Annotated in this window: 19 protein-coding genes, 4 tRNA genes and 1 pseudogene; 9 read left to right on the top strand and 15 right to left on the bottom strand. The window is 32.3% G+C overall.

From position 1 onward, the window contains the following. Positions 1-88: 88 nt before the first annotated feature. A complete protein-coding gene (fumC, locus tag EF513_RS07745) occupies positions 89-1483 on the bottom strand; it encodes a class II fumarate hydratase (protein ID WP_125216816.1) in 1395 nt (464 codons plus the stop codon). Positions 1484-1659: 176 nt separating this feature from the next. Here fumC and EF513_RS07740 point away from each other — a divergent pair, with 176 nt between their 5' ends. Together EF513_RS07740 and EF513_RS08115 are read left to right on the top strand one after the other, a co-directional pair. Beyond that, on the top strand, positions 1660-2238 hold the full coding sequence (locus tag EF513_RS07740) for a ClpXP protease specificity-enhancing factor SspB (protein WP_125216815.1): 579 nt from the start codon (positions 1660-1662) through the stop codon (positions 2236-2238). Between the two features lie 727 nt (positions 2239-2965). Continuing rightward, positions 2966-3142 (top strand): annotated as a pseudogene (locus EF513_RS08115) (DUF4385 family protein); the annotation flags it as partial. Positions 3143-3712: 570 nt separating this feature from the next. Here EF513_RS08115 and EF513_RS07730 read toward each other — a convergent pair. The 7 genes from EF513_RS07730 to EF513_RS07690 form a co-directional block, all read right to left on the bottom strand. Beyond that, complete coding sequence (locus tag EF513_RS07730) at positions 3713-4567, bottom strand: OmpA family protein (RefSeq protein WP_125216814.1); 855 nt, start codon at positions 4565-4567, stop codon at positions 3713-3715. Positions 4568-5088: 521 nt separating this feature from the next. Further along, a tRNA-Ser gene (locus tag EF513_RS07725) sits at positions 5089-5179 on the bottom strand. A gap of 151 nt (positions 5180-5330) precedes the next feature. After that, on the bottom strand, positions 5331-6044 hold the full coding sequence (gene trhO / locus EF513_RS07720) for an oxygen-dependent tRNA uridine(34) hydroxylase TrhO (RefSeq protein ID WP_125216813.1): 714 nt from the start codon (positions 6042-6044) through the stop codon (positions 5331-5333). Then, positions 6037-6564: an inorganic diphosphatase gene (gene ppa / locus EF513_RS07715; protein WP_125216812.1), complete on the bottom strand. Its 528-nt coding sequence runs from the start codon at positions 6562-6564 to the stop codon at positions 6037-6039. Before ppa ends, trhO begins: the two co-directional genes overlap by 8 nt. Before the next feature lie 24 nt (positions 6565-6588). Next, positions 6589-6665, bottom strand: a tRNA-Arg gene (locus tag EF513_RS07710). 39 nt (positions 6666-6704) lie between these two features. Beyond that, positions 6705-8117 (bottom strand): phosphomannomutase/phosphoglucomutase, encoded by a 1413-nt coding sequence (locus tag EF513_RS07990; protein ID WP_164503881.1) that lies wholly within the window; start codon positions 8115-8117, stop codon positions 6705-6707. Positions 8118-8155: 38 nt separating this feature from the next. After that, positions 8156-8232: transfer RNA gene (locus EF513_RS07690), tRNA-His, on the bottom strand. Between the two features lie 68 nt (positions 8233-8300). On the opposite strand from EF513_RS07690, the gene EF513_RS07685 reads away from it, so the two are divergent. Further along, positions 8301-9113, top strand: coding sequence for a tetratricopeptide repeat protein (locus tag EF513_RS07685; RefSeq protein ID WP_125216810.1), 813 nt, complete (start codon positions 8301-8303; stop codon positions 9111-9113). Positions 9114-9314: 201 nt separating this feature from the next. Continuing rightward, entirely contained in the window at positions 9315-10307 is a 993-nt protein-coding gene (locus EF513_RS07680; RefSeq protein WP_125216809.1) for a hypothetical protein, read from the top strand. Positions 10308-10603: 296 nt separating this feature from the next. On the opposite strand, the gene EF513_RS07675 is transcribed toward EF513_RS07680, so the two are convergent. Next, a complete protein-coding gene (locus EF513_RS07675) occupies positions 10604-10918 on the bottom strand; it encodes a hypothetical protein (protein ID WP_125216808.1) in 315 nt (104 codons plus the stop codon). Positions 10919-10943: 25 nt separating this feature from the next. Between EF513_RS07675 and EF513_RS07670 the strand changes: the two genes are divergently transcribed. Both EF513_RS07670 and EF513_RS07665 read left to right on the top strand, forming a co-directional pair. After that, on the top strand, positions 10944-11315 hold the full coding sequence (locus tag EF513_RS07670) for a hypothetical protein (RefSeq protein WP_125216807.1): 372 nt from the start codon (positions 10944-10946) through the stop codon (positions 11313-11315). Positions 11316-11516: 201 nt separating this feature from the next. Then, complete coding sequence (locus tag EF513_RS07665) at positions 11517-12467, top strand: hypothetical protein (protein ID WP_125216806.1); 951 nt, start codon at positions 11517-11519, stop codon at positions 12465-12467. A gap of 296 nt (positions 12468-12763) precedes the next feature. On the opposite strand, the gene EF513_RS07660 is transcribed toward EF513_RS07665, so the two are convergent. The 6 genes from EF513_RS07660 to xth form a co-directional block, all read right to left on the bottom strand. After that, positions 12764-13210: a DUF892 family protein gene (locus tag EF513_RS07660; RefSeq protein WP_125216805.1), complete on the bottom strand. Its 447-nt coding sequence runs from the start codon at positions 13208-13210 to the stop codon at positions 12764-12766. A gap of 220 nt (positions 13211-13430) precedes the next feature. Next, entirely contained in the window at positions 13431-14600 is a 1170-nt protein-coding gene (locus EF513_RS07655; RefSeq protein WP_125216804.1) for an EAL domain-containing protein, read from the bottom strand. A gap of 101 nt (positions 14601-14701) precedes the next feature. After that, the gene (locus EF513_RS07650; protein ID WP_125216803.1) at positions 14702-15325 is read right to left on the bottom strand and encodes a thiamine diphosphokinase; all 624 of its coding nucleotides are present in this window, start codon (positions 15323-15325) and stop codon (positions 14702-14704) included. A gap of 39 nt (positions 15326-15364) precedes the next feature. Beyond that, entirely contained in the window at positions 15365-15532 is a 168-nt protein-coding gene (locus EF513_RS07645; RefSeq protein WP_125216802.1) for a Trm112 family protein, read from the bottom strand. Further along, positions 15532-15789 (bottom strand): DUF2312 domain-containing protein, encoded by a 258-nt coding sequence (locus EF513_RS07640; protein ID WP_125216801.1) that lies wholly within the window; start codon positions 15787-15789, stop codon positions 15532-15534. Before EF513_RS07640 ends, EF513_RS07645 begins: the two co-directional genes overlap by 1 nt. A 2-nt stretch (positions 15790-15791) precedes the next feature. Further along, positions 15792-16589 (bottom strand): exodeoxyribonuclease III, encoded by a 798-nt coding sequence (xth, locus tag EF513_RS07635; RefSeq protein WP_125216800.1) that lies wholly within the window; start codon positions 16587-16589, stop codon positions 15792-15794. 328 nt (positions 16590-16917) lie between these two features. Here xth and EF513_RS07630 point away from each other — a divergent pair. From EF513_RS07630 to EF513_RS07620, 3 genes are all read left to right on the top strand, one after another. Next, positions 16918-16994 (top strand) — tRNA-Arg (locus tag EF513_RS07630). Between the two features lie 31 nt (positions 16995-17025). Then, the gene (gene dnaE / locus EF513_RS07625) at positions 17026-20475 is read left to right on the top strand and encodes a DNA polymerase III subunit alpha (RefSeq protein WP_125216799.1); all 3450 of its coding nucleotides are present in this window, start codon (positions 17026-17028) and stop codon (positions 20473-20475) included. Positions 20476-20671: 196 nt separating this feature from the next. Next, the gene (locus EF513_RS07620) at positions 20672-21367 is read left to right on the top strand and encodes a M15 family metallopeptidase (RefSeq protein WP_125216798.1); all 696 of its coding nucleotides are present in this window, start codon (positions 20672-20674) and stop codon (positions 21365-21367) included. Positions 21368-21405: the final 38 nt, after the last annotated feature.

Raw genomic sequence — 21405 nt, 5'->3', positions numbered from 1 at the left:
ACTTGTTGACAATGATAAAAAATAACCTGTCATTGTTATGACAATGACAGGTTATTTAGTAATGTGGTGATGTAAGGCAAGCAAAAAATTAAGCTTTTTCTCCTACCATATTTTCTGGTTTAACCCATTGTTTAAATTGTTCTTCTGTAAGTAATTCTAAAGCAAGAGCGGCTTCTAGCAGACTACTGCCATCTTTATGAGCTTTTTTGGCAATTTTAGCAGCATTATCATAACCAATATATGGGTTTAAAGCTGTTACCAGCATTAGGGATTGTTCCATAAGCTGTTTAAGCCTTAGGTGATTTGGTTCGATGCCTTTTAGACAATTATCCACAAAACTGCGGATGCCATCGCTAATTAATTCAATTGATTTTAATACGTTAAATATCATTACTGGCTTAAATACGTTAAGTTGCAGATGTCCATTCGAACCGCCTATAGTTACTGCAATATGGTTACCCATCACTTGTGCCGCCACCATAGTTAGAGCTTCACATTGGGTAGGGTTAATTTTACCCGGCATAATCGAAGATCCAGGTTCATTTTCAGGAAGGTTTAATTCAGCAATTCCTGAACGAGGTCCTGAGCCTAATAATCTGATATCATTGGCAATTTTCATAATGCTTACCGCAATCACATTAAGTGCTCCAGATACTTCAACCATAGCATCATTCGAGGCAAGAGCTTCAAACTTATTAGGAGCGGTTTTAAATTCATAGCCTGCAATAACGCTAACTTTGCTTGCAAATTTTTCAGCAAAACCTTTTTTAGCATTAAGCCCGGTACCAACTGCAGTTCCACCCTGGGCTAATAAAGCCAAGCGAGGTAGGGTGTTTTTTATCCTTTCAATGGCAAATTCTATTTGAGTCAGGAATGCTGAGAATTCTTGGCCTAAGGTCATCGGTGTAGCATCTTGCATATGGGTACGGCCAATTTTAATAATATCTCTAAATGCATTAACTTTTTCGGCTAAAGCTTCTTTGATATATTCTAGTGCCGGTAATAATTCCTTATATATGGCAATAGTAGTAGCAATATGCATTGCTGTAGGGAAGGTGTCATTAGAAGATTGCCCCATGTTAACATGATCATTAGGATGAACTGGTTTTTTGCTGCCCATTTCTCCCCCCATCATTTCAATGGCCCGATTCGAGATTACTTCATTAGTATTCATATTAGTTTGGGTGCCCGAGCCAGTTTGAAAAATAACTAAAGGAAAATGCTCCATAAGTTTACCTTGGATAACTTCATCAGCCGCTTGGATGATATATTTGGCAATATTGGCATCAAGACCTGCAATTTCTTGGTTAACGATTGCAGCAGCTTTTTTAACCATTCCTAGCGCTTGAATTAAAAATTTAGGCATTTTATCAGTGCCAATTTTAAAATTTTGTAATGATCTTTGGGTTTGAGCACCCCAATAAAATTTAGATTCAACTTTGATTTCACCAAAACTATCTGTTTCAATCCGATGTTGTACCATATAAGTAACCTTGCTTTTAACTAATTATGTGAACTAGATTAACAAATGATGTCGCAATTTCAATTGTTTATTATATTATTTTAATAATGAAAATACTTGTATTATTTTTAAAAAAATATTAACATTAAATAAAGAGTGAAAAGTTAACATATTAATACAACTGTAATATTATTCAAATGAATCATAATAACGATATAAATTACGCACTGATTATTGAGAAATCACTATATTATGTAGTGAGGAATGTATTAGAAATTGTAGTAAACCATGGTTTGCTAGGACAGCATCATTTTTTTATATCATTCTTAACTAATTATCCTGGAGTCGAGTTATCAGAAAAGCTTAAGAATAAATATCCACATGAAATTACTATTGTGCTTCAGCATCAATATGATGAGCTAATAGTTAAAGAGGATTATTTTAGTGTGGTATTAAGTTTTGGTGGATTAAAAGAACGTATTGTAGTTCCATTTGCTTCTCTTACTGCTTTTGCCGATCCAAGTGTTAAGTTTGGATTGCAATTTAGACATGCTCATTTGTTTTTACACGAGCATGATGTTCATCATGTTACTTCTAAAGAAAATAAAGAAGAAAAATTTCTTAATTTTGAAACCAAAAAGGAAGTAGCCCAAAAAGCCTCTAAGCAAACTGAAATTAAGTCTGATAATGCTAAAGATGCTGATAATAACATTAAATCTAACGTCATTGACTTTAAATCATTTTTAGCTAAAAGAAAAAAGAATAATGAATCATAAGCTCAGCTGATTGTAATATATTATTATCTTAACCTGTCATCTTGCTCTATTTTCACAATAAATAAAAATTTATATATCTTGGTTGCAGCAAATACTCTAATATTTCGCTTTAATAAATAAATTTTTTCATCTTTAATTTGATAGCGCTTTTATATTAATTTTAGCTTATATTAATGAATTAAGATTAGCCTAAATGTAGGATTTTTAGGAATACAAGTAGGTCTGTTGTAAGTAGGTATGCTAGAGCTTATAATATTATTTACAAAATATTATATCAATCCCGTGGTAAAAAATATTAAATCTCTTGGAGAATTCAGAAAGGGGTAAAAGAAATTAAGGTGAGCACCGAGGAATATCTAAATCTATTTGAAAGCATAAGATTTGATCTTGATAGCAAAAGTACCATTCATAACAAACTAAGCAATAGTCCTATAAAAAAAAGAAGAACTAGAAAAACTTATTTATTGAACTCGCCTATACTCACCATTAAGAATAATCCATAATAGGCTTTGGGCTGCAAATGATTAAAAACTTTGAGCATAATAAATATTCTTTTAAGGCAGATATTGATTATCACAAGCATCCTGAGAAATATAGGGTAGCTAAGGGTGCATGCAGGGTGTATTAATTGGTGAGCCTTATAAAATGAAATTTTACCTTATTGACGATTTGCAGGGCCGATTATAGCTCAAGAAAGTGCTGATAAAACCTTTATCTTTTTAAACAATATTTAACTGAAGGCGAATTTGTTGACGCCGATATAGCGCGTAAATTTTTACAAATGGGCTTTACTAGAAACGCGCGTTATTATAATTATAAAGGTGGTAGAAAATTAAAGATAATCATCAAACTTTATTACCATATGTATGGCGCAAGTGATCCTAAAAAAATGCAAAATTCTTGAATATTTTATAAAAAATGGTGGCAAGCAGAAAATGATCAAGATTATAAGGTATTGAAAGTTGAGTGGAAGAAAAAATACGGGTGGATTTTAATGGAAAGAGCCTGCTATTTTCTAGAGTTAAGTGGGTCATAACTTTTGCTGCGCATATATAATAGAGCATGGCAATTTCTTCTCAAACCATTTTTTATAAATCTTTATTATTAAGTAGCGCATAAAACATAAAGTTATATATGCCTAATGCTGGCTAAGAAGTTACTTTCTGGATTGGTTAACGCTGTTCTCTAGTTTCTCTTTTAAAACCTGATGGTAAACCCCAATAAGGTAATCCTTTTTCTTTTAGCAAGACGGCAATTGAGCCACCAATATTTACTGCCATTGGTATTACTTTAAGATGTAAGTTTTTTTGGTGAGGGTTATCGCAAGGAAGTTTAGTATTCTTGTATCCGTTAACGTTGGGGGCATCTTCCGTCCAGAAGAAGTTTGCGCCCCCATAATCTCTCCAAATGTAAATATATTTTATTAAAAATTAAAATAACCGGACAATAATTTAACCCAACAATGGTGGAGAAATTATCTTACGAAATCAATTTCAACTCTTCTGTTTTTTGCAGAACTGCCTTTAGTATGTTTAATAGGTTTTTCTTCACCATAGTTTAAAATTTCAATGTTGTGTTCATGCACCCCTAATTCCATTAAAGCTTCTTTAATATGAGCTGCTCTTTCCAAAGCAAGTCTATGGTTAGCAGCATCGCTACCCACTTTATCAGCATGAGCAGAAATTACGATTTTTGATAATCCCATATTCTCATGCATCGCTTTGTTTAAAGCTCTCATAAGAATAGTTTTACCTAATTTACTTACATAGCTTGAATTGTTGTTGAAATATAATGTTTCGCTGTGAACAATATCATTATGCGCTAAATGGGTAAAATGGTGATGACCTAATAAATGGTTATGACCAAAGAAATATCTTGCATTTTTAATGAAAGCATCACGTTTAGTAAGAATACTTTCAATATCATTTCCTTCCGCTTGTTCATCTAACAAATTATCATATGAACTGATAAGAGCAGCAAGCGCACGTGGATGGTTCTTTCTATTATGAGGAGTATCTAACCATAATATCTCATTACGATATTCTTGGAATGTAGCTTTTAATTCAGGGGTAAGCCAACGATATGCTGGATTATCAGGTGTTACTTCTCTATAATGTGCAGCATCAACAGCTTTTTTAGCAAATCTTTCTGCATCTATCCAATTGAAAATTCTAGCTTCTTCATTAGCCATTTTTCTATATTGCGAAGATAAACTGGAATTGAAGTCACCTCTATCTCTATCACCTATATGTGATGTTTTAAGGTGATGAAAATTGTTACAAGCAGTAACAGCTACCAAAAGCGGTAAAGTTAACCATTTTTTTTTCATATCGTGTTCTCCGTAAAATTTAAAACTAAAATAAATTACTTTAAGTAATTATTATTAAATGGTAACTGTAGAAAAAATAAATAGCAATAATAAAAAATTAATAAATTGAGTTTTTGGTAATATTGAAAATTATAATTATATGTTATGGGCGGCAAAAGAGGTGGAAAGCTGCAGGGATGCACTTCGGTATTTGTGGTGTTGAATCTTTCTGATTTTTTATCAAAAGAAGATTAGCTAACTTTAATAGTCTTAACTAATGATAATTTCTTCCTTTATTATGAATATCTATAAAAATCGAGGATGGTCACAAGGAAAGAGGCTATAAAATACATGGTAAAAAGTAGAAAATATATTATCGAATAACCAAAATAACTACCGGGATAAACAATAATCTGGCAACTGTACTGTTCTTTCTATATCTAGTTTCTTCTATTTCTTTCCATCCCAGTGCTTCTTAATTCCCCTGTGCGAGCAGATGTTAATATCATACACCTTATTTATTAACTATATAGATAATTACATGGCGGAGAGAGAGGGATTCGAACCCTCGGTATAGCAATGCCATACAACGGTTTTCGAGACCGCCCCATTCAACCACTCTGGCACCTCTCCATTTATGATGCTTCTACAATAGCTATAAGCCAGTTCTTTACAAGTGTAAAATAAATACACCATAAATTCTTAATTTACTCTTCCTTACCCTTAAATTAAGGTATGAGTGTTAAGGAAAATAAATCATTATTATAAAAAAGAATATTAGAAGTTATTTTAATTCTTCATCAACTGTTCTGCGTTCATCAAACACAAAGCATTTACCTTCCCATAACTCATTTTCATTAGCGGTATCTTCTAGATACTTAAGAATTCCGCCTTTTAGATGAAAAACCTTTTCAACTCCTAGATTTTTTAAGTAAGCTGTAGATTTTTCACACCTAATTCCTCCGGTGCAAAACATTGCTACATTTTTATCTTTAAGCTCAGGAAGCTTAGATTCAATCCAAGGTTTTAATTCAGTAAATTTATTTATATTAGGATTGATAGCACCTTTAAAGCTACCTTCTCCTACTTCATAGTCGTTACGGGTATCAATCACAATAGTATTATTGTCTAAGATTAAATCTTCCCATTGTTTAGAAGTAAGGTACTGGCCTTTTTGCTCTTCAACATTTAGTTGTTCATTAAAGGTAATAATTTCTTTTTTGAGTTTAACTTTAAGCCTTTTAAAGGGCTTATTATCCGCAAAAGATTCTTTATATTCAATATTCTCTGTTAGGGCTAGGTCTGTTAATAGAAAGTTTTTTAGGGTATCAATAGCTTCTCTGCTGCCAGCAATAGTAGAATTAATTCCCTCACGGGCGATGAGAATGGTGCCCTTAAGCTCGCCATTCTCGCAAATTTCTAATAGTTTAGATTGTATATTCTCTAAGTCAGAAAATTCTTTAAAAGCATAAAAGGCGGCAACAACAATTTTAGGCATTGTTATTTTCTACTGCCTTTGTAATTATTTCTTTTGCATGTTCAGCGCTTTCCCAGCCTGTTATTTTCACCCATTTGCCTTTCTCTAAGTCTTTATAATGTTCAAAGAAGTGATTGATTTGATCTAAGAAAATTTTAGGTAAATCCTGATATGATTTTACATTTTCATAATAACTATCAAGCTTGGTAACAGGAACGGCTAGAATTTTTTCATCAATGCCGGATTCATCTTCCATCATCAATACCCCAATCGCACGAGCTTTAATAACACTTCCAGGCATTACTGGAATACGTGTAATAACTAGCACATCCGCAGGATCGCCATCTCCGGATAAAGTATTAGGAATAAAGCCATAATTACAAGGATAAAGCATACTGGTTTGTAAAAAACGATCAACAAATAAAGCTCCGCTATCTTTATCCATCTCATATTTAATAGGTTGAGAAGACATAGGGATTTCAATTATAACGTTAAATTCTTCAGGAAGTTGTTTACCTGCAGGTACTTGTGAGATATCCATAAATTTACCATTAACAATAAGGAGTGGTGCACCCTAGAGGATTCGAACCTCTGACCTACGGATTAGAAATCCGTTGCTCTATCCAGCTGAGCTAAGGGTGCCTAAAACTTTTAAACAAAAGGCATTATAATAGCAAAATTCTAAAGCGCAATAGAAACTGTAACTTTACTTAAAATTAATTGCTGTTTCACTTCCTGCTGTAAGGCAACTAGTTCTTCTTCAGTGCTGGCTTCAAACCTTATAACTAATGCTGCTTGGGTATTTGATGCCCTGATGAGCCACCAACCACCTTTGCTTTCTGCCCTAATACCATCAATATCTAAATATTTTTTATCTTCTTGTTTTAAGCGTTCTTTAATTTCATTTATTACTTGAAACTTACGCTCATCAGCACATTCAATTCTAACTTCAGGAGTAATTATAGTTTTTGGAAGTTCATTTACGAGTTCTGCTAAATCCTTTTCGCTATTGGCAATAATTTCAATTAGCCTAACAGCTGCATATAAACCATCATCATAACCATAATATTTATCCGCAAAGAAGATATGCCCGCTTACCTCGCCGGCCATAATAGCACCTATTTCCTGCATTTTTTCTTTAATATTAGAGTGCCCGGTTTTCCACATTAAAGCAATGCCACCGTTATCATTAATATAATCAATAATTGTCTTGCTGGCCTTAATGTCAGTAATGATTCTAGCTTTAGGGGATTTGTTTAAAATGCTGCGTGCAAAAATTGCAATTAATGCATCACCGCTTAACATCCTTCCTTTATGGTCTAGTGCCACAAGACGATCAGCATCGCCATCAAAAGCAATTCCTAGATCACATTTTTCTTTCTTAATGATTTCCCCTAGCTGAATTAGATTTTTAGGGTTAGTAGGATCAGGATCGTGAGCAGGAAAATTGCCATCAATATAATTATTAATTACAAAATGTTTGCCAGGTAGCTTTTCAACAAGCTTGTTCACAATGTCTGCACTTGAACCATGCCCCGGATCCCAGGCTACTTTAAGAAATTTTTTTGCAAAATTAAGCCCGTTAGCTACTGTTGCGGTATAAGCCTCATTCACCTTTAAATCAACAATCTTTACTGCATTCTTACCGGTGGTACGATAATCCGCCTTAGCAATAGTCTCATATAATTTTTGGATTTTATCTCCAAAAAAAGGTTTTTTATTTATAACAATTTTAAAACCATTATGATCAGCAGGATTGTGAGAGCCGGTAATCATAACTCCATGTGGAGAATCAGTTGAATGAGTTGCATAATAAAGCATAGGAGTGGGACAAACTCCAATAGAAATAACATCAACCCCACATGATTTAATTCCATCAATTAAAGTACTTTCTAGTACAGGAGAGGTTAATCTACCATCGCAGCCAATACAAATACGATAATTGTTAGAGTTATCAATCACATAAGAGGCAATCGCTTTACCGATATAATATGCATCTTGAGAGAAAAGATTTTGACCAATTTCTCCCCTAATATCATATTCGCGAAAACATTGGGGATTAATATAATGCGAGTAGCTTGAATGACCTGACACTACGCGTTGCCTAAGTAAAAATTGGTATAAAAAATTAATGGGGCGAGCGACGAGAATCGAACTCGCGACCTCCAGAACCACAACCTAGCGCTCTAACCAACTGAGCTACGCCCGCCATTACTGAATGATGAAATTATTGCAAATAAGCTTGAACGTCAAGAATATTTTGCATATGATTTAAAAATGATTATAAAAACACCAAAAATCACATTTTACTTTAATATAAACCAACATTTAAATTTGGGTATTCATCATTTTGATGATAATCAAAACAATATTAATTGGTTAGTCCATAAAACTTTTCAAGTTGAAAAGCTTGAAGATAAATTAAATTTACTTACTCTTGCTGCTCAAAAAGTTGAAAAATTTCATAGTTATTTTCATTTTGAACAATCTTTTTTTCACTTGCTTTATGCAGAATTTTATTACTTTCAAAATGATTTTCAAAATGCTATTGCTCATTATGAAAAAGCCGTATTTCAAGATCATCTCAATCAAAAAGCTCATATTAGGCTAATTAATTTATATAGGAAGCTAGGCTTAAATGAGAAGTTTAAAAATCAGTTAAATTACTGTGCCAGATTTAAAATAGCCAATAATGCTGCCATAGAAACCATTAGCTATCAAAGAAACTTTAATGAATTTATTGAATATTTAAAATTTGCTACCAACTCAAAATTCTTAAATAAGCAATTTACTAGCGAAGAGCTTAAAATTGTTTCAGAATATGATTACAATCTGAAATTTAAAATACTCAACCTTAATACATCCAATTATTGGCTATATTATGCGAATTTCTTACTAACTAACAATTATAAGTTTTTAGCTAAAACCTTAGAGCTTATTACCTATAATCATAAATCATATCATTTACATGCCGGGATGATTTATTATAAGAGACATCAACTATATCTTGCACTTGACAAAAAAGCTTTAGCTAAAAATGATTTAGAGAAAGCTAAAAACCTTGAGATTGATCAAATTATAAATTTATAAGCTTAAACTCTAAACTTTACTGCAACAGATCTCAGTTAAAGAGCTACTGGCGTATGGATAAGCTTTACAAAAAATTCACATTAAAAAATAAGAAGTGAGGCTAGGGAGGATCTTCATAAGGAGGTATCTAATTGCATTTTTCCAAAATTGCAGATAAACTTATTAATAAATTAATAAATTGCAACGTAAAATAGGTACACCATGGAGCCGCAATTAAACTTTGTAGAACTAATTGAAAAAATTAAAATTACCCAAGATCCTCAAGAGAAAATGTTATTGCTGGGTGAGTTACTAAATAATTATAATAATCCCTTTTTAGAATCTTCAGGAAATAAGTTGTCTACAATTAATAAAGATCTAGCAATATGGGTGCTAGATTATCGACAAAGTGTAATAGATGGCGATATAGATGGTTGTGCTGCAGCTTTAATTAAAATTTATCCTAAGGTGACTGGTTCAACTAAAAATAACCAGGAATTCCTTCAGTTTATCGACCTTATGACGCAAATACGAGATAAGATGAAGCAAGATATTAACAAGGCTAAACGCTCACCATATTGGGCAGTGGGCATTACTTGTTGTTTAGCGTTAGGTTTTATTGCCATAGGCTTCATGACTTTTGGAATAGGCCAATATCTCAAAATTTGTATGATATCTGATATATGGAGGTGTACTATGTCAAGTGCTGATCTTAGTGGACTAGCTCCACATTTAGTAGAAGATTTGTATAAAAGGATAAGAGAGGAGAGTTCGCATAAACCTATGAGATATATTAGTGCTGCCGTAGAATATATCAAAGCAATATGTAGTAAAGACGGATTAAATATGCTCTGGAATATATCTTCATATAACACTGGTTGGGAATGTGGTTGGAATAGTCCAGTAGAGGCTGTAGAGGTTATAATCACCAATGACTGGGAAAATAAAGCATTAAAAAATGTAATCAACCTTATTCCTTTTGCTTCCACTTTGCTTGGTACTATTTTAGGAACACTGGGTATTATCCAAGGAGTGATGATCGGTAATAAAGGGCAAGAGGAGATTGAAATCAAAAAAAATGATACAATTAAAGAAATTAAGAAAGAAGCGATTAAAGAATTGGCTAAAGTATTTAAATGCGGTGATAAAACTATAAGTATCATTGTAGATGATATTTTAAGCGCAATGCAACCACCGCAGCAGCAAGTGCGCTAATAACCCTGCTATCAATATAATTGGCTTAGTATATTTATGGGTTGCCTAATTATTTATGAAAAACAAATAAGATTTATTCTATATTTGATAACTTTTTTGAAATTTGAGCAAGGTTTATAATATTAACAGAGTATATAATAGTAAAGGACTTGATCCAGAAACTTTTATACCGATTAAGCGACTTAAGCTTAATTCGAAAAAACGGCCTATAGTGCAAAATAAATACTATAGGCCGTTTTAAGTAATAAGAAAGATAGTTTAAATGTTAACAGTTTAACTTAACTGGATAAATTAAATTAATGAACAGTTTTATCAAACCATTGTTTATATTTCGTTTCATCTTCAAAGCCTTTTTTCAAAACAGATTTAGCATCTTCCCAAACATCATTACGTTCTAAAAGTCTGCTATATGCAGTTTTTGCATCATTTTCATTAGTTTGCATTGCTGATAGAATTGCGTTATCACCAATTAAATCAGCGAGCACAAGCTTTCCTTTGGTCATCCATTGTTTGGTGTTATCAGCACTGGTTGGTGCGTTTTCACCATGCTTTTTTAGAACATGGGCAAGTTCTTGAATGTGGGCATGATGAGCTTGTTGCATCTCTGTCATTTTCCTTTTATATTCATTGTTATCAATGCGGTTAATTGCTGTTTTAGTTGAATATTTAAAATTTGCTACCAACTCAAAATTCTTAAATAAGCAATTTACTAGCGAAGAGCTTAAAATTGTTTCAGAATATGATTACAATCTGAAATTTAAAATACTCAACCTTAATACATCCAATTATTGGCTATATTATGCGAATTTCTTACTAACTAACAATTATAAGTTTTTAGCTAAAACCTTAGAGCTTATTACCTATAATCATAAATCATATCATTTACATGCCGGGATGATTTATTATAAGAGACATCAACTATATCTTGCACTTGACAAAAAAGCTTTAGCTAAAAATGATTTAGAGAAAGCTAAAAACCTTGAGATTGATCAAATTATAAATTTATAAGCTTAAACTCTAAACTTTACTGCAACAGATCTCAGTTAAAGAGCTACTGGCGTATGGATAAGCTTTACAAAAAATTCACATTAAAAAATAAGAAGTGAGGCTAGGGAGGATCTTCATAAGGAGGTATCTAATTGCATTTTTCCAAAATTGCAGATAAACTTATTAATAAATTAATAAATTGCAACGTAAAATAGGTACACCATGGAGCCGCAATTAAACTTTGTAGAACTAATTGAAAAAATTAAAATTACCCAAGATCCTCAAGAGAAAATGTTATTGCTGGGTGAGTTACTAAATAATTATAATAATCCCTTTTTAGAATCTTCAGGAAATAAGTTGTCTACAATTAATAAAGATCTAGCAATATGGGTGCTAGATTATCGACAAAGTGTAATAGATGGCAAGATAGATGATTGTGCTGCAGCTTTAATTAAAATTTATGGTAAGGTGACTGATTCAACTAAAAATAACCAGGAATTCCTTCAGTTTATCGACCTTATGACGCAAATAAAAGATAAGATGAAGCAAGATACTAACAAGGCTAAACGCTCACCATATTGGGCAGTGGGCATTACTTGTTGTTTAGCGTTAGGTTTTATTGCCATAGGCTTCATGACTTTTGGAATAGGCCAATATCTCAAAATTTGTATGCTATCTGATATATTGATGGCTGTGGGTGGAGAGTATAGCATGCTAGATGAGGCTTGTTCGCATAAACCTATGAGATATATTAGTGCTGCCGTAGAATATATCAAAGCAATATGTAGTAAAGACGGATTAAATATGCTCTGGAATATATCTTCATATAACACTGGTGGGGGATGTGGTTGGAATAGTCCAGTAGAGGCTGTAGAGGTTATAATCGACAATAAATGGGAAAATAAAGCATTAAAAAATGTAATCAACCTTATTCCTTTTGCTTCCACTTTGCTTGGTACTATTTTAGGAACACTGGGTATTATCCAAACAGTGATGATCGGTAATAAAGGGCAAGAGGAGATTGAAAGCAAAAAAGAAGATACAATTAAAGAAATTGAGAAAGAAGCGATTAAAGAATTGGCTAAAGTATTTAAATGCGGTGATAAAGCTATAAGTATCATTGTAGATGATATTTTAAGCGCAATGCAACCACCGCAGCAGCAAGTGCGCTAATAACCCTGCTATCAATATAATTGGCTTAGTATATTTATGGGTTGCCTAATTATTTATGAAAAACAAATAAGATTTATTCTATATTTGATAACTTTTTTGAAATTTGAGCAAGGTTTATAATATTAACAGAGTATATAATAGTAAAGGACTTGATCCAGAAACTTTTATACCGATTAAGCGACTTAAGCTTAATTCGAAAAAACGGCCTATAGTGCAAAATAAATACTATAGGCCGTTTTAAGTAATAAGAAAGATAGTTTAAATGTTAACAGTTTAACTTAACTGGATAAATTAAATTAATGAACAGTTTTATCAAACCATTGTTTATATTTCGTTTCATCTTCAAAGCCTTTTTTCAAAACAGATTTAGCATCTTCCCAAACATCATTACGTTCTAAAAGTCTGCTATATGCAGTTTTTGCATCATTTTCATTAGTTTGCATTGCTGATAGAATTGCGTTATCACCAATTAAATCAGCGAGCACAAGCTTTCCTTTGGTCATCCATTGTTTGGTGTTATCAGCACTGGTTGGTACGTTTTCACCATGCTTTTTTAGAACATGGGCAAGTTCTTGAATGTGGGCATGATGAGCTTGTTGCATCTCTGTCATTTTCCTTTTGTATTCATTGTTATCAATGCGGTTAATTGCTGTTTTATATGCCTCAATTGCATCATATTCAAGTTCTACTAAGTCTTTTAAAGCACCTGCGAAAGTAGGTTGTGTTCCAACTAAAGTTGCCATAATTAATTCTCCCTTTTGATCTTGTTTAATCTGCTAATTCATTCTTAGCATAATTTTATTAAAATAGATTACTTGCTATAAATAAACGTAAATTTAGGATATTTTTAATGTGAATAAATTTGAAGTATTTAAGTATTGTATTATAGATTAATAAAATCTAATGAGTTGGTAACTGTCTACTTGTAAATGATAGGGGTAATTGCATAGCTTATTTGGGAAGCTACTTAATATCAAGTCCATCTAAATGCCAGCCTTGGAAAATTTGAATGCCCATTGCACGACCGTAATTAATAGCTTTAATATCATCGCATCTACATAGAATAATACGATTAGTACCGCAAGCTAAAATTTTTTGTTTAAGCTGCTGATTTTCTTCAGAGTGAATATTTTCGGCTAAATCAGCATTCCATTGTAATTTAAGCAAATCAAAGCCTAATGAAGAGCGATCAATTTGTTTTAAGGTAAGAGAATTTACTCCGTCTAAGCAAAGTTTAATTCCATGTTGTTGCAATAACTCTCGTGCTGAGAAAAAAGCACGAATATCATTAAACATCTCACTGATATTGATCTCAACTACTGTCATTTTTTTTTGCTCAGCAGTTAGTTTTTCTATGAAATTACTAAAACTATCGGTAAGGACTGAGCTTACATTTAAATTAATACTAATCGCTTTTTGATAGAAAGTATTTAGATTACTAGTAATATGATAGATTACCGTTTGATCTAACAGATCAAATAAAAAATCATTATAGAGCCTATCAGGAAAGTTTAATACATCTTCGGGTAATATTTGCTTTAATTTTGGAATGTTTACAAATATTTCTTCGCAAAAAGCTTTGTAATTAATACCATCAGTACTAATAGCAATAATTTGGCGTTTTAAAAGTTCAGCAATATTAATGCTTTTTAAACTATGCTCTAAAACGGTGATAAATTCACCAAATGATCTTGAAATTGTTGTTTTAGTAATACCCGCAGGATGATCTAAGGAAATAGAGTGTTCTACATCGCTTACAAATTTTTTAAATTCAAAGGTCAGAAAATATATTTTACAAAAATCTTTATTTTCTACTCCACGATTAATATAGGCTAACGGATCATCTATAAATAAATATCTTAATTGGAAAATCACCTGCTCAATAGTTTTTTCAAGAGCAGTTTCCATAATTATAACAATATCATTATTTTTTAACTGAAAAGTATAGCCTTGATAATGTACTAAAATATCCGCAATAGTTTTTAATGCGATCTTTAATTGCATGTTACTTTGGTAGGCGCGTGAAAGCTTAGAAAAATTGCAATATATAGCGCTCATCCCACGACTGTTATTTCTAATGTCGTTGAGATATTTACGCAATTTTGCTTCGCTATCTTCTATTATTAATTGCAAATTACAATACTTTTTGAAATATTAATATATTAATTTAATTATAATATGAATAGCTCCAAATGCAATATTAAAATTTTAATAAACTCTCTTGTATCAAAAGGTTATAATAAATTTACAGTTCGTTCCATCATTAATATTAGGTACCCGCCTTTAAAGCTGATTCGGAAAGTATCCAAGAGCATTTCATTAGAGGAACCATGACGAAAGCCATTTTCTAAACTTTCATTATTAAGTGTATATTTTAAACCTAAAGTAGTGATAGCTTCTGCTTTGCCGGATAAAGGAAATAAAGATACTATTCTACCTTGCCATCCGGAAAATTCATAATCTCTATTGGGAATTAGCACGCAGCTTATAAAATAATGATCAATAATTTGGATATTTAAATGGCTATATTTTTGTAGTAAACATAGATTAGTTAAGGTTTGGTCGATCCTTTTGCCGGTTGCTGCATAAACTGTAATAAAGGTTATTCCAAGCTCCTCACATAATTTTAATGCTTTTTCAAAATCATTAGATTCCTGGCAATTAATCTTAATTATTTGAGTGTTTTTAGAAAAATTATGATTTTCAAAGCTATCTAAATCGCCAATAATATAATGTGGATTAATGTTAAAACTAGAGCAAATATTTGCTCCACCATCTGCTGCAATGATGATTTTATCGGTGACATTAAAGGGAAAGCTAGGCGCTTCCCCATTACAAATTATTATTGCTTGTTGCATTTATAATTTCAGCTTTTATCAGTACTATTGCTAAAGAAATTATCTTAATTTTCTAGCTTCATCAACAAGCATGATAGGAATACCATCTCTGATAGGAAAAGCAAGACCTGCAGCTTTTGAAATTAACTCTTGTGCTTGAGTATCATGCTCCAAAGGTTCTTTGGTAAGAGGACAAACTAAAATTTCTAATAATGTTTCGTTAAACATTAAATAAGTCCTAATGCTATTTTATAGGTCTCTAATAAGGCTTCTTCTTCAGCTATTTGATGTTGATCTTTTTTAAGGATGCTTAAGATTTTTTTGATAGTTTTAGTATCGAATCCATTGGATTTTGCTTCTGCGTAAATTTCATTGATGTCTTGAGATAAATCTTTTTTCTCTTGCTCAAGTCGGGTTAGTCTATCAATATATTGTTTAAGTAATGTTGCGGTGCTAGTATCTATTGTTTCTAATAAGTCACTCATGATTATTTTCCTCTGTTAAAATTAATTAGTGCAGTTAATGGTATATGATCGGATGGCTTTGGTTTTGACCTAAATTCCTTACTAAAATAAATTTCTTCCACGTAATCTATAAGCTGAGGAGAAAAAAGTAAATGATCAATTCTCATGCCTTGATTGCGTTGAAACGCTCCGGCTCTATAATCCCACCAAGAAAATTGCTGGGTATTAGGATGAAGTAATCTATAGCCATCAAATAACGGTAAATTGAAAATTTTATTTAAGCGTTTTTGTTCTTCAACATGAAAGCAGGTATGATTAAAAAGTTGAGAGCTATCATATACATCTATATTTTCTGGAGCTATATTAAAGTCTCCGCCAATGACAAAATGTTCCTTCCAAGAACAAACTTGCTGTAAATGCTCATAAAGCCTATCTAAAAATTTTAGCTTATACTCAAATTTATCTGATCCTACCTCTCCACCATTAGGTACATACACATTACCTATCCTAAGAATTTGGCCATTAAAATTAATTAAACTTTCAATATATCTGGCGTGTTCATCTTCATGAAAAACTTCTTTACCTAAAATAGTTTCTTCAACCAAATGCTTGCTAATAATTGCAACCCCATTATAGGTCTTTTGCCCATACACCTGTGAGTTGTAACCTAAATCACTAAAAAATTCATATGGAAAGCTTTCAGTAATTGTTTTAAGTTCTTGAAAAATTAGAACATCTGGGTTTTCTTGAGTAATAAATTCTTTCACCAGATCTATTCTGGCCGGTAGTGAGTTAACATTCCAGCAAGATAATTTAAGCATAAAACCTTAATATTTTTGAGCAGAAAATAAAGTAGTTTTAGCTAATAATCAAGAAATTATATCTAGATTAAATTAAGCATGGTTGCTCTGGTTTTAGAAGAGGAATATTAATATTATTAATACTAAAGTTGTAAAATTATGTTATTTTTTGCTGCTAATTATTTGTATGAGCTTGAAACTAATAGATAAAAAGAATAATTTGTAAAGGTTTTAAGCTGCTGTGCTGTTAAACTATATATTCAACGGCTATGTATTAATATATAGCTATCCAGTTATACTTAACTCTTGACGAAATTTTAATTCTTCGTTACAACTGCCCCTAAGAAATGCACCCTTAGCTCAGCTGGATAGAGCATTAGACTACGAATCTAAAGGTCGGGCGTTCGAATCGCTCAGGGTGCACCATACTTAAACATTTAGATGCTTATTTTTAGCAATGCATCCTTTTATTCATCTTAAAGTACACAGTTCTTATTCACTTGCACAATCTACACTAAATATTAGTAAAATAGTAGAATTAGCTAAAGCTAATAATATGCCTGCTATAGCATTATGCGATAAGGGTAATTTATTTGGTGCTTTAGAGTTTTCAGTTGAATCTGCCAAAAATGGTATCAAGCCAATTATCGCTTGCGAGATTCCTATATATATCGATTATGGGTATAATAAATATGATATAGATTGTTTAAATCTTTATGCTCAAAATCAAGAGGGTTATAAAAATTTACTGCATATTGTTAGTCAAATTTATCTTAATCCTGTTCCTAAATTACACAGCTTTGCAATACATTATGAGATTATTAAAGAACATAGCAATGGATTAATTGCTCTAACTGCTTCGAATAAAGGCAGGTTAAATAAGCTTTTAAAAGCTGGGCAGAGCATCCAAGCTAATGATTATATCAATGAATTACAAAATGATTTTAGTGATCGGCTATATATTGAAATAGAAAGAGATGATGATTATGATGCTGTGCTTGAGGAAAAAGTTTTAAATCTGGCCTTTGATAAGCATTTACCAATAGTGGCGACTAACCAGATTTTTTATGATGCTCCGAGCATGCATAAAGCCCATGATATTTTGTTGTGCATTGCCAATAGCACCTATTTAATGGTAGAGGACAGGACTAAATCATCTAAAGAACATTATTTTAAAAATACAGCTCAAATGAATGAGCTCTTTGCTGATTTGCCTGAGGCATTAGCTAATACTATGCTTATCGCTGAACGTTGTTCGGTGATGAGTGAACCTGAAAAACCAATGTTACCGACTTTTACCGGGAATAATCAAGAAGATGAGGATAAATCTCTTATTGATAATGCAAATAGCGGGTTAGAAGCTCGACTTATACAGAAAAAGGAACTTGAAAACCTTGCTGATGAGCAATTTACCCAAGTTGTTAAAGAATATCAAGAGCGGCTGGATTTTGAATTAAAAGTTATTACTTCGATGAAATTTTCTGGCTACTTCTTAATAGTTTCAGATTTTATTAAATGGAGTAAGCGAAATAATGTACCAGTAGGTCCAGGAAGAGGGTCGGGTGCTGGTTCGCTTGTCGCATGGTGCCTTGAGATCACTGATTTAGATCCTCTTCGCTTTGGTTTGCTATTTGAGCGTTTTCTTAATCCTGATCGTATTTCTATGCCAGATTTTGATATTGATTTTTGTCAAGAAAAGCGAGATCAGGTCATTGAATATGTAAGAAATAAATATGGCTCAAGTAGGGTTGCTCAAATTATTACTTTTGGAAAGTTGCAAGCTCGTGCAGTACTTAAGGATGTGGGAAGAGTAATGCAAATGCCTTATGGGCAGGTAGATAAAATTAGTAAAATGGTTCCACATAACCCTGCAAGCCCTGTAACTCTTGCTCAGGCTATTGATCTAGAACCTAATTTACAAAAAGAAATTAAAGGCAGTGAAGAAGTTAAAAAACTGGTGGATATTGCTTTAAGCTTAGAAGGTATTTATCGTCATGCTTCTACTCACGCCGCAGGTGTAGTGATAGCGGATAGGGATTTAACTGAAATTGTACCACTTTACAGTGATCAAAAATCAGAAATTCCTGTTATCCAATATTCGATGAAATATGCAGAGATGGCAGGGCTAGTTAAATTTGACTTTTTAGGATTAAAGACTCTTACCATCATTCAGCATACAATAGATCTACTTAAAACTCAAAATATCCTAGTTGATATTGAAAAAATTTCTTTTAAAGATCCGCTAACTTATGAAATGCTATCTCAAGGTGATGGGGTAGGGGTGTTCCAGTTTGAAAGCAGAGGAATGCGAGATACTTTAAGAAAGTTAAGACCTGATTCTATTGAAGATTTAATAGCTCTTGGCGCTTTATATAGGCCAGGTCCTATGGATAATATTCCCTCCTATATCGCTCGTAAGCATGGACTAGAAGAGCCAGATTATATCCATCCATTGTTAGAAGGTATTCTTAAAGAAACCTTTGGGGTAATAATTTATCAAGAACAAGTAATGCAGCTGGCGCAAATTCTTGCTGGATATTCTTTGGGTAATGCGGATTTACTTAGAAGAGCCATGGGTAAGAAAATTAAAGCAGAGATGGATGCACAACGGGAAATATTTGTAACTGGTGCAATTAAAAACAACATTGAAGCAAACCAAGCTAGCCATATTTTTGATCTGGTAGCGAAATTTGCTAGCTACGGATTTAATAAATCTCATGCGGCTGCTTATGGTTTAATTTCTTATCAAACCGCATATTTAAAAGCTAATTTTAGAGTAGAGTTTTTAATTGCCAACTTAAATTTAGAATTAATGAATACAGAGAAAATTGCAATTTTCTTACAAGAAGCTAAGAATGCTAAAATTAAGATTTTACCTCCTGATATTAATAAATCCCAAGCTAAATTTAGTCTAGAGTTAGATGAGCAGGGAACAAAATGTATTCGTTACGGTATGGCGGCTCTTAAAAATATTGGAGTAGGCCAGATTGATGAAATTATTAAAGTTGGAATGGAAAAAGGAGCATTTAAGGATTTAGAAGATTTTCTACAAAAAATTAATGGGCTAATTATTAATAAGCGTTTTATAGAAAATTTAGCTAAATCTGGGAGCTTTGATTCTATACATCCGGTTCGGGCTGAAATTGTTGAGCAAATTGAACATATTATTAAGTTTTATGATTCATTAAAAGCGGCCAGTAATAGCTCTCAATTAGGATTGTTTGAATCTTTAGGTTCTACTAATTTGCATAGTATCAACAAGCTTAACTTACCAAAATTGGAAGAGTATAGTTTTGATGTTAGGTTAGAAGGTGAATATCAAGCTTTTGGTTTCTATTTTCATGATCATCCACTGAATCAATATAAAAAATATATTGATGAGTTGCATATGGTAGATTATGAAACGTTAAACGAAATTGTGGGTGGTAAGGATAGAGTTTATAAACTGGCAGTATTACCCATTGAGGTAAGAATGCGCGTTTCTCAAAAGGGGCGTTTTGCTTATATTGCTGTTTCCGATCCTTTTCATACATATGAAGTTTCAATTTTTGATCAAGATCTACTTGATGCAGCTAAAAATCTATTTGAAACTAGAAGACCGCTATATTTAGAAGTTAACGCCTATCGTGATGAAGGTGGAGGGCTTAGAATAATTGTTCAAAAAGCTGAATATTTAATTAATGTTATTTTAGATAATTATCCTCGTCTTGCTTTAGAAATTGATAATCCTGAAATAATAGAAACGTTACAACGTTCAGATCAAGGAAGAATGGTAAATATAACTCTTAGAACTCATCTTGATAATCAGCTGATTACTATTGATCTTAATCAAAAAATTAAAATTAATTATCGTTTATTTGATGAAATTAAAGATTCTGTACGTCATTTCGAATTTCTTCCTAGGTAGGTAAAAGAGGCTTCTTTTAAAACTCAGTCCACTAAAGTGTTAAAGCTTGCCTGCAATGCTCTTTCATATCTAAATAAATTCTGTTTTTTTCCGTTTTTTTCTAACTTTAATAAGTCTCTAATAAATAAACCCTTTTAAATTCAAAGTGGATTTATTAAACTTTATGTATAAGTGCTGTTAAAGTAAGAAGATGGTTATGACAGAGCGTAATAAAAATGAAGCAATTATATTGATTGCTGATCCACGTATTTTAGCAATAGAGATTAAAGATAATCAGGAAGAGATGCTTGACCTTACCTTGCAAACCGCAATTATTTATGGTTCTTCACCAGAAATTCCTAATAATAATGATTATACTAAATTAAGAAAAACGGTGTATGAGAGGTTAAGGCAAGCTCAAAGCTTACTTCCTCAGGGTTTTAAATTTTGTTTGTATGAAGGTTATAGAAGTATTAAATTACAAAAAAAATTATTTGATATGCGTTTTGCTAAGATTGCATATTTGCATCCTGATTGGCCAGAAGAAATGATATTTGATGAAACTATAAAAATGGTTTCTCCGGTAGTTAATAAAGATAAATCCCTTAATATACCTCCTCATTCAACTGGTGCAGCTTTTGATGTATACTTGCTTAATGATAAAGGTGAGGCCGTGGATATGGGCATTCATCCAAAAGATTGGGCACACGATACTGAAGGAATAGTGTCCCTTACTAGCTCAGATGAAATTTCTAATGAGGCTAAATTTCATCGTCATATAATGAATAGGGCATTAGAGGCAGTAGATTTTGTTAATTATCCAACCGAATTTTGGCATTGGTCTTATGGTGATCGTTACTGGGCCTATCATAAAGGAGCGGCTAATGCTTTATACGGGAGCTGGGAAGGATAAGATTTATTACTTATCCTTTTAAATAACTGCTTTTTGTT

It is taken from the genome of Rickettsiales endosymbiont of Stachyamoeba lipophora, assembly GCF_003932735.1.
Classification (GTDB): domain Bacteria; phylum Pseudomonadota; class Alphaproteobacteria; order Rickettsiales; family 33-17; genus RICK01.
The sequence above is the reverse complement of the archived record's forward strand: the minus strand, read 5'-3'. Positions and strand labels throughout refer to the sequence as shown.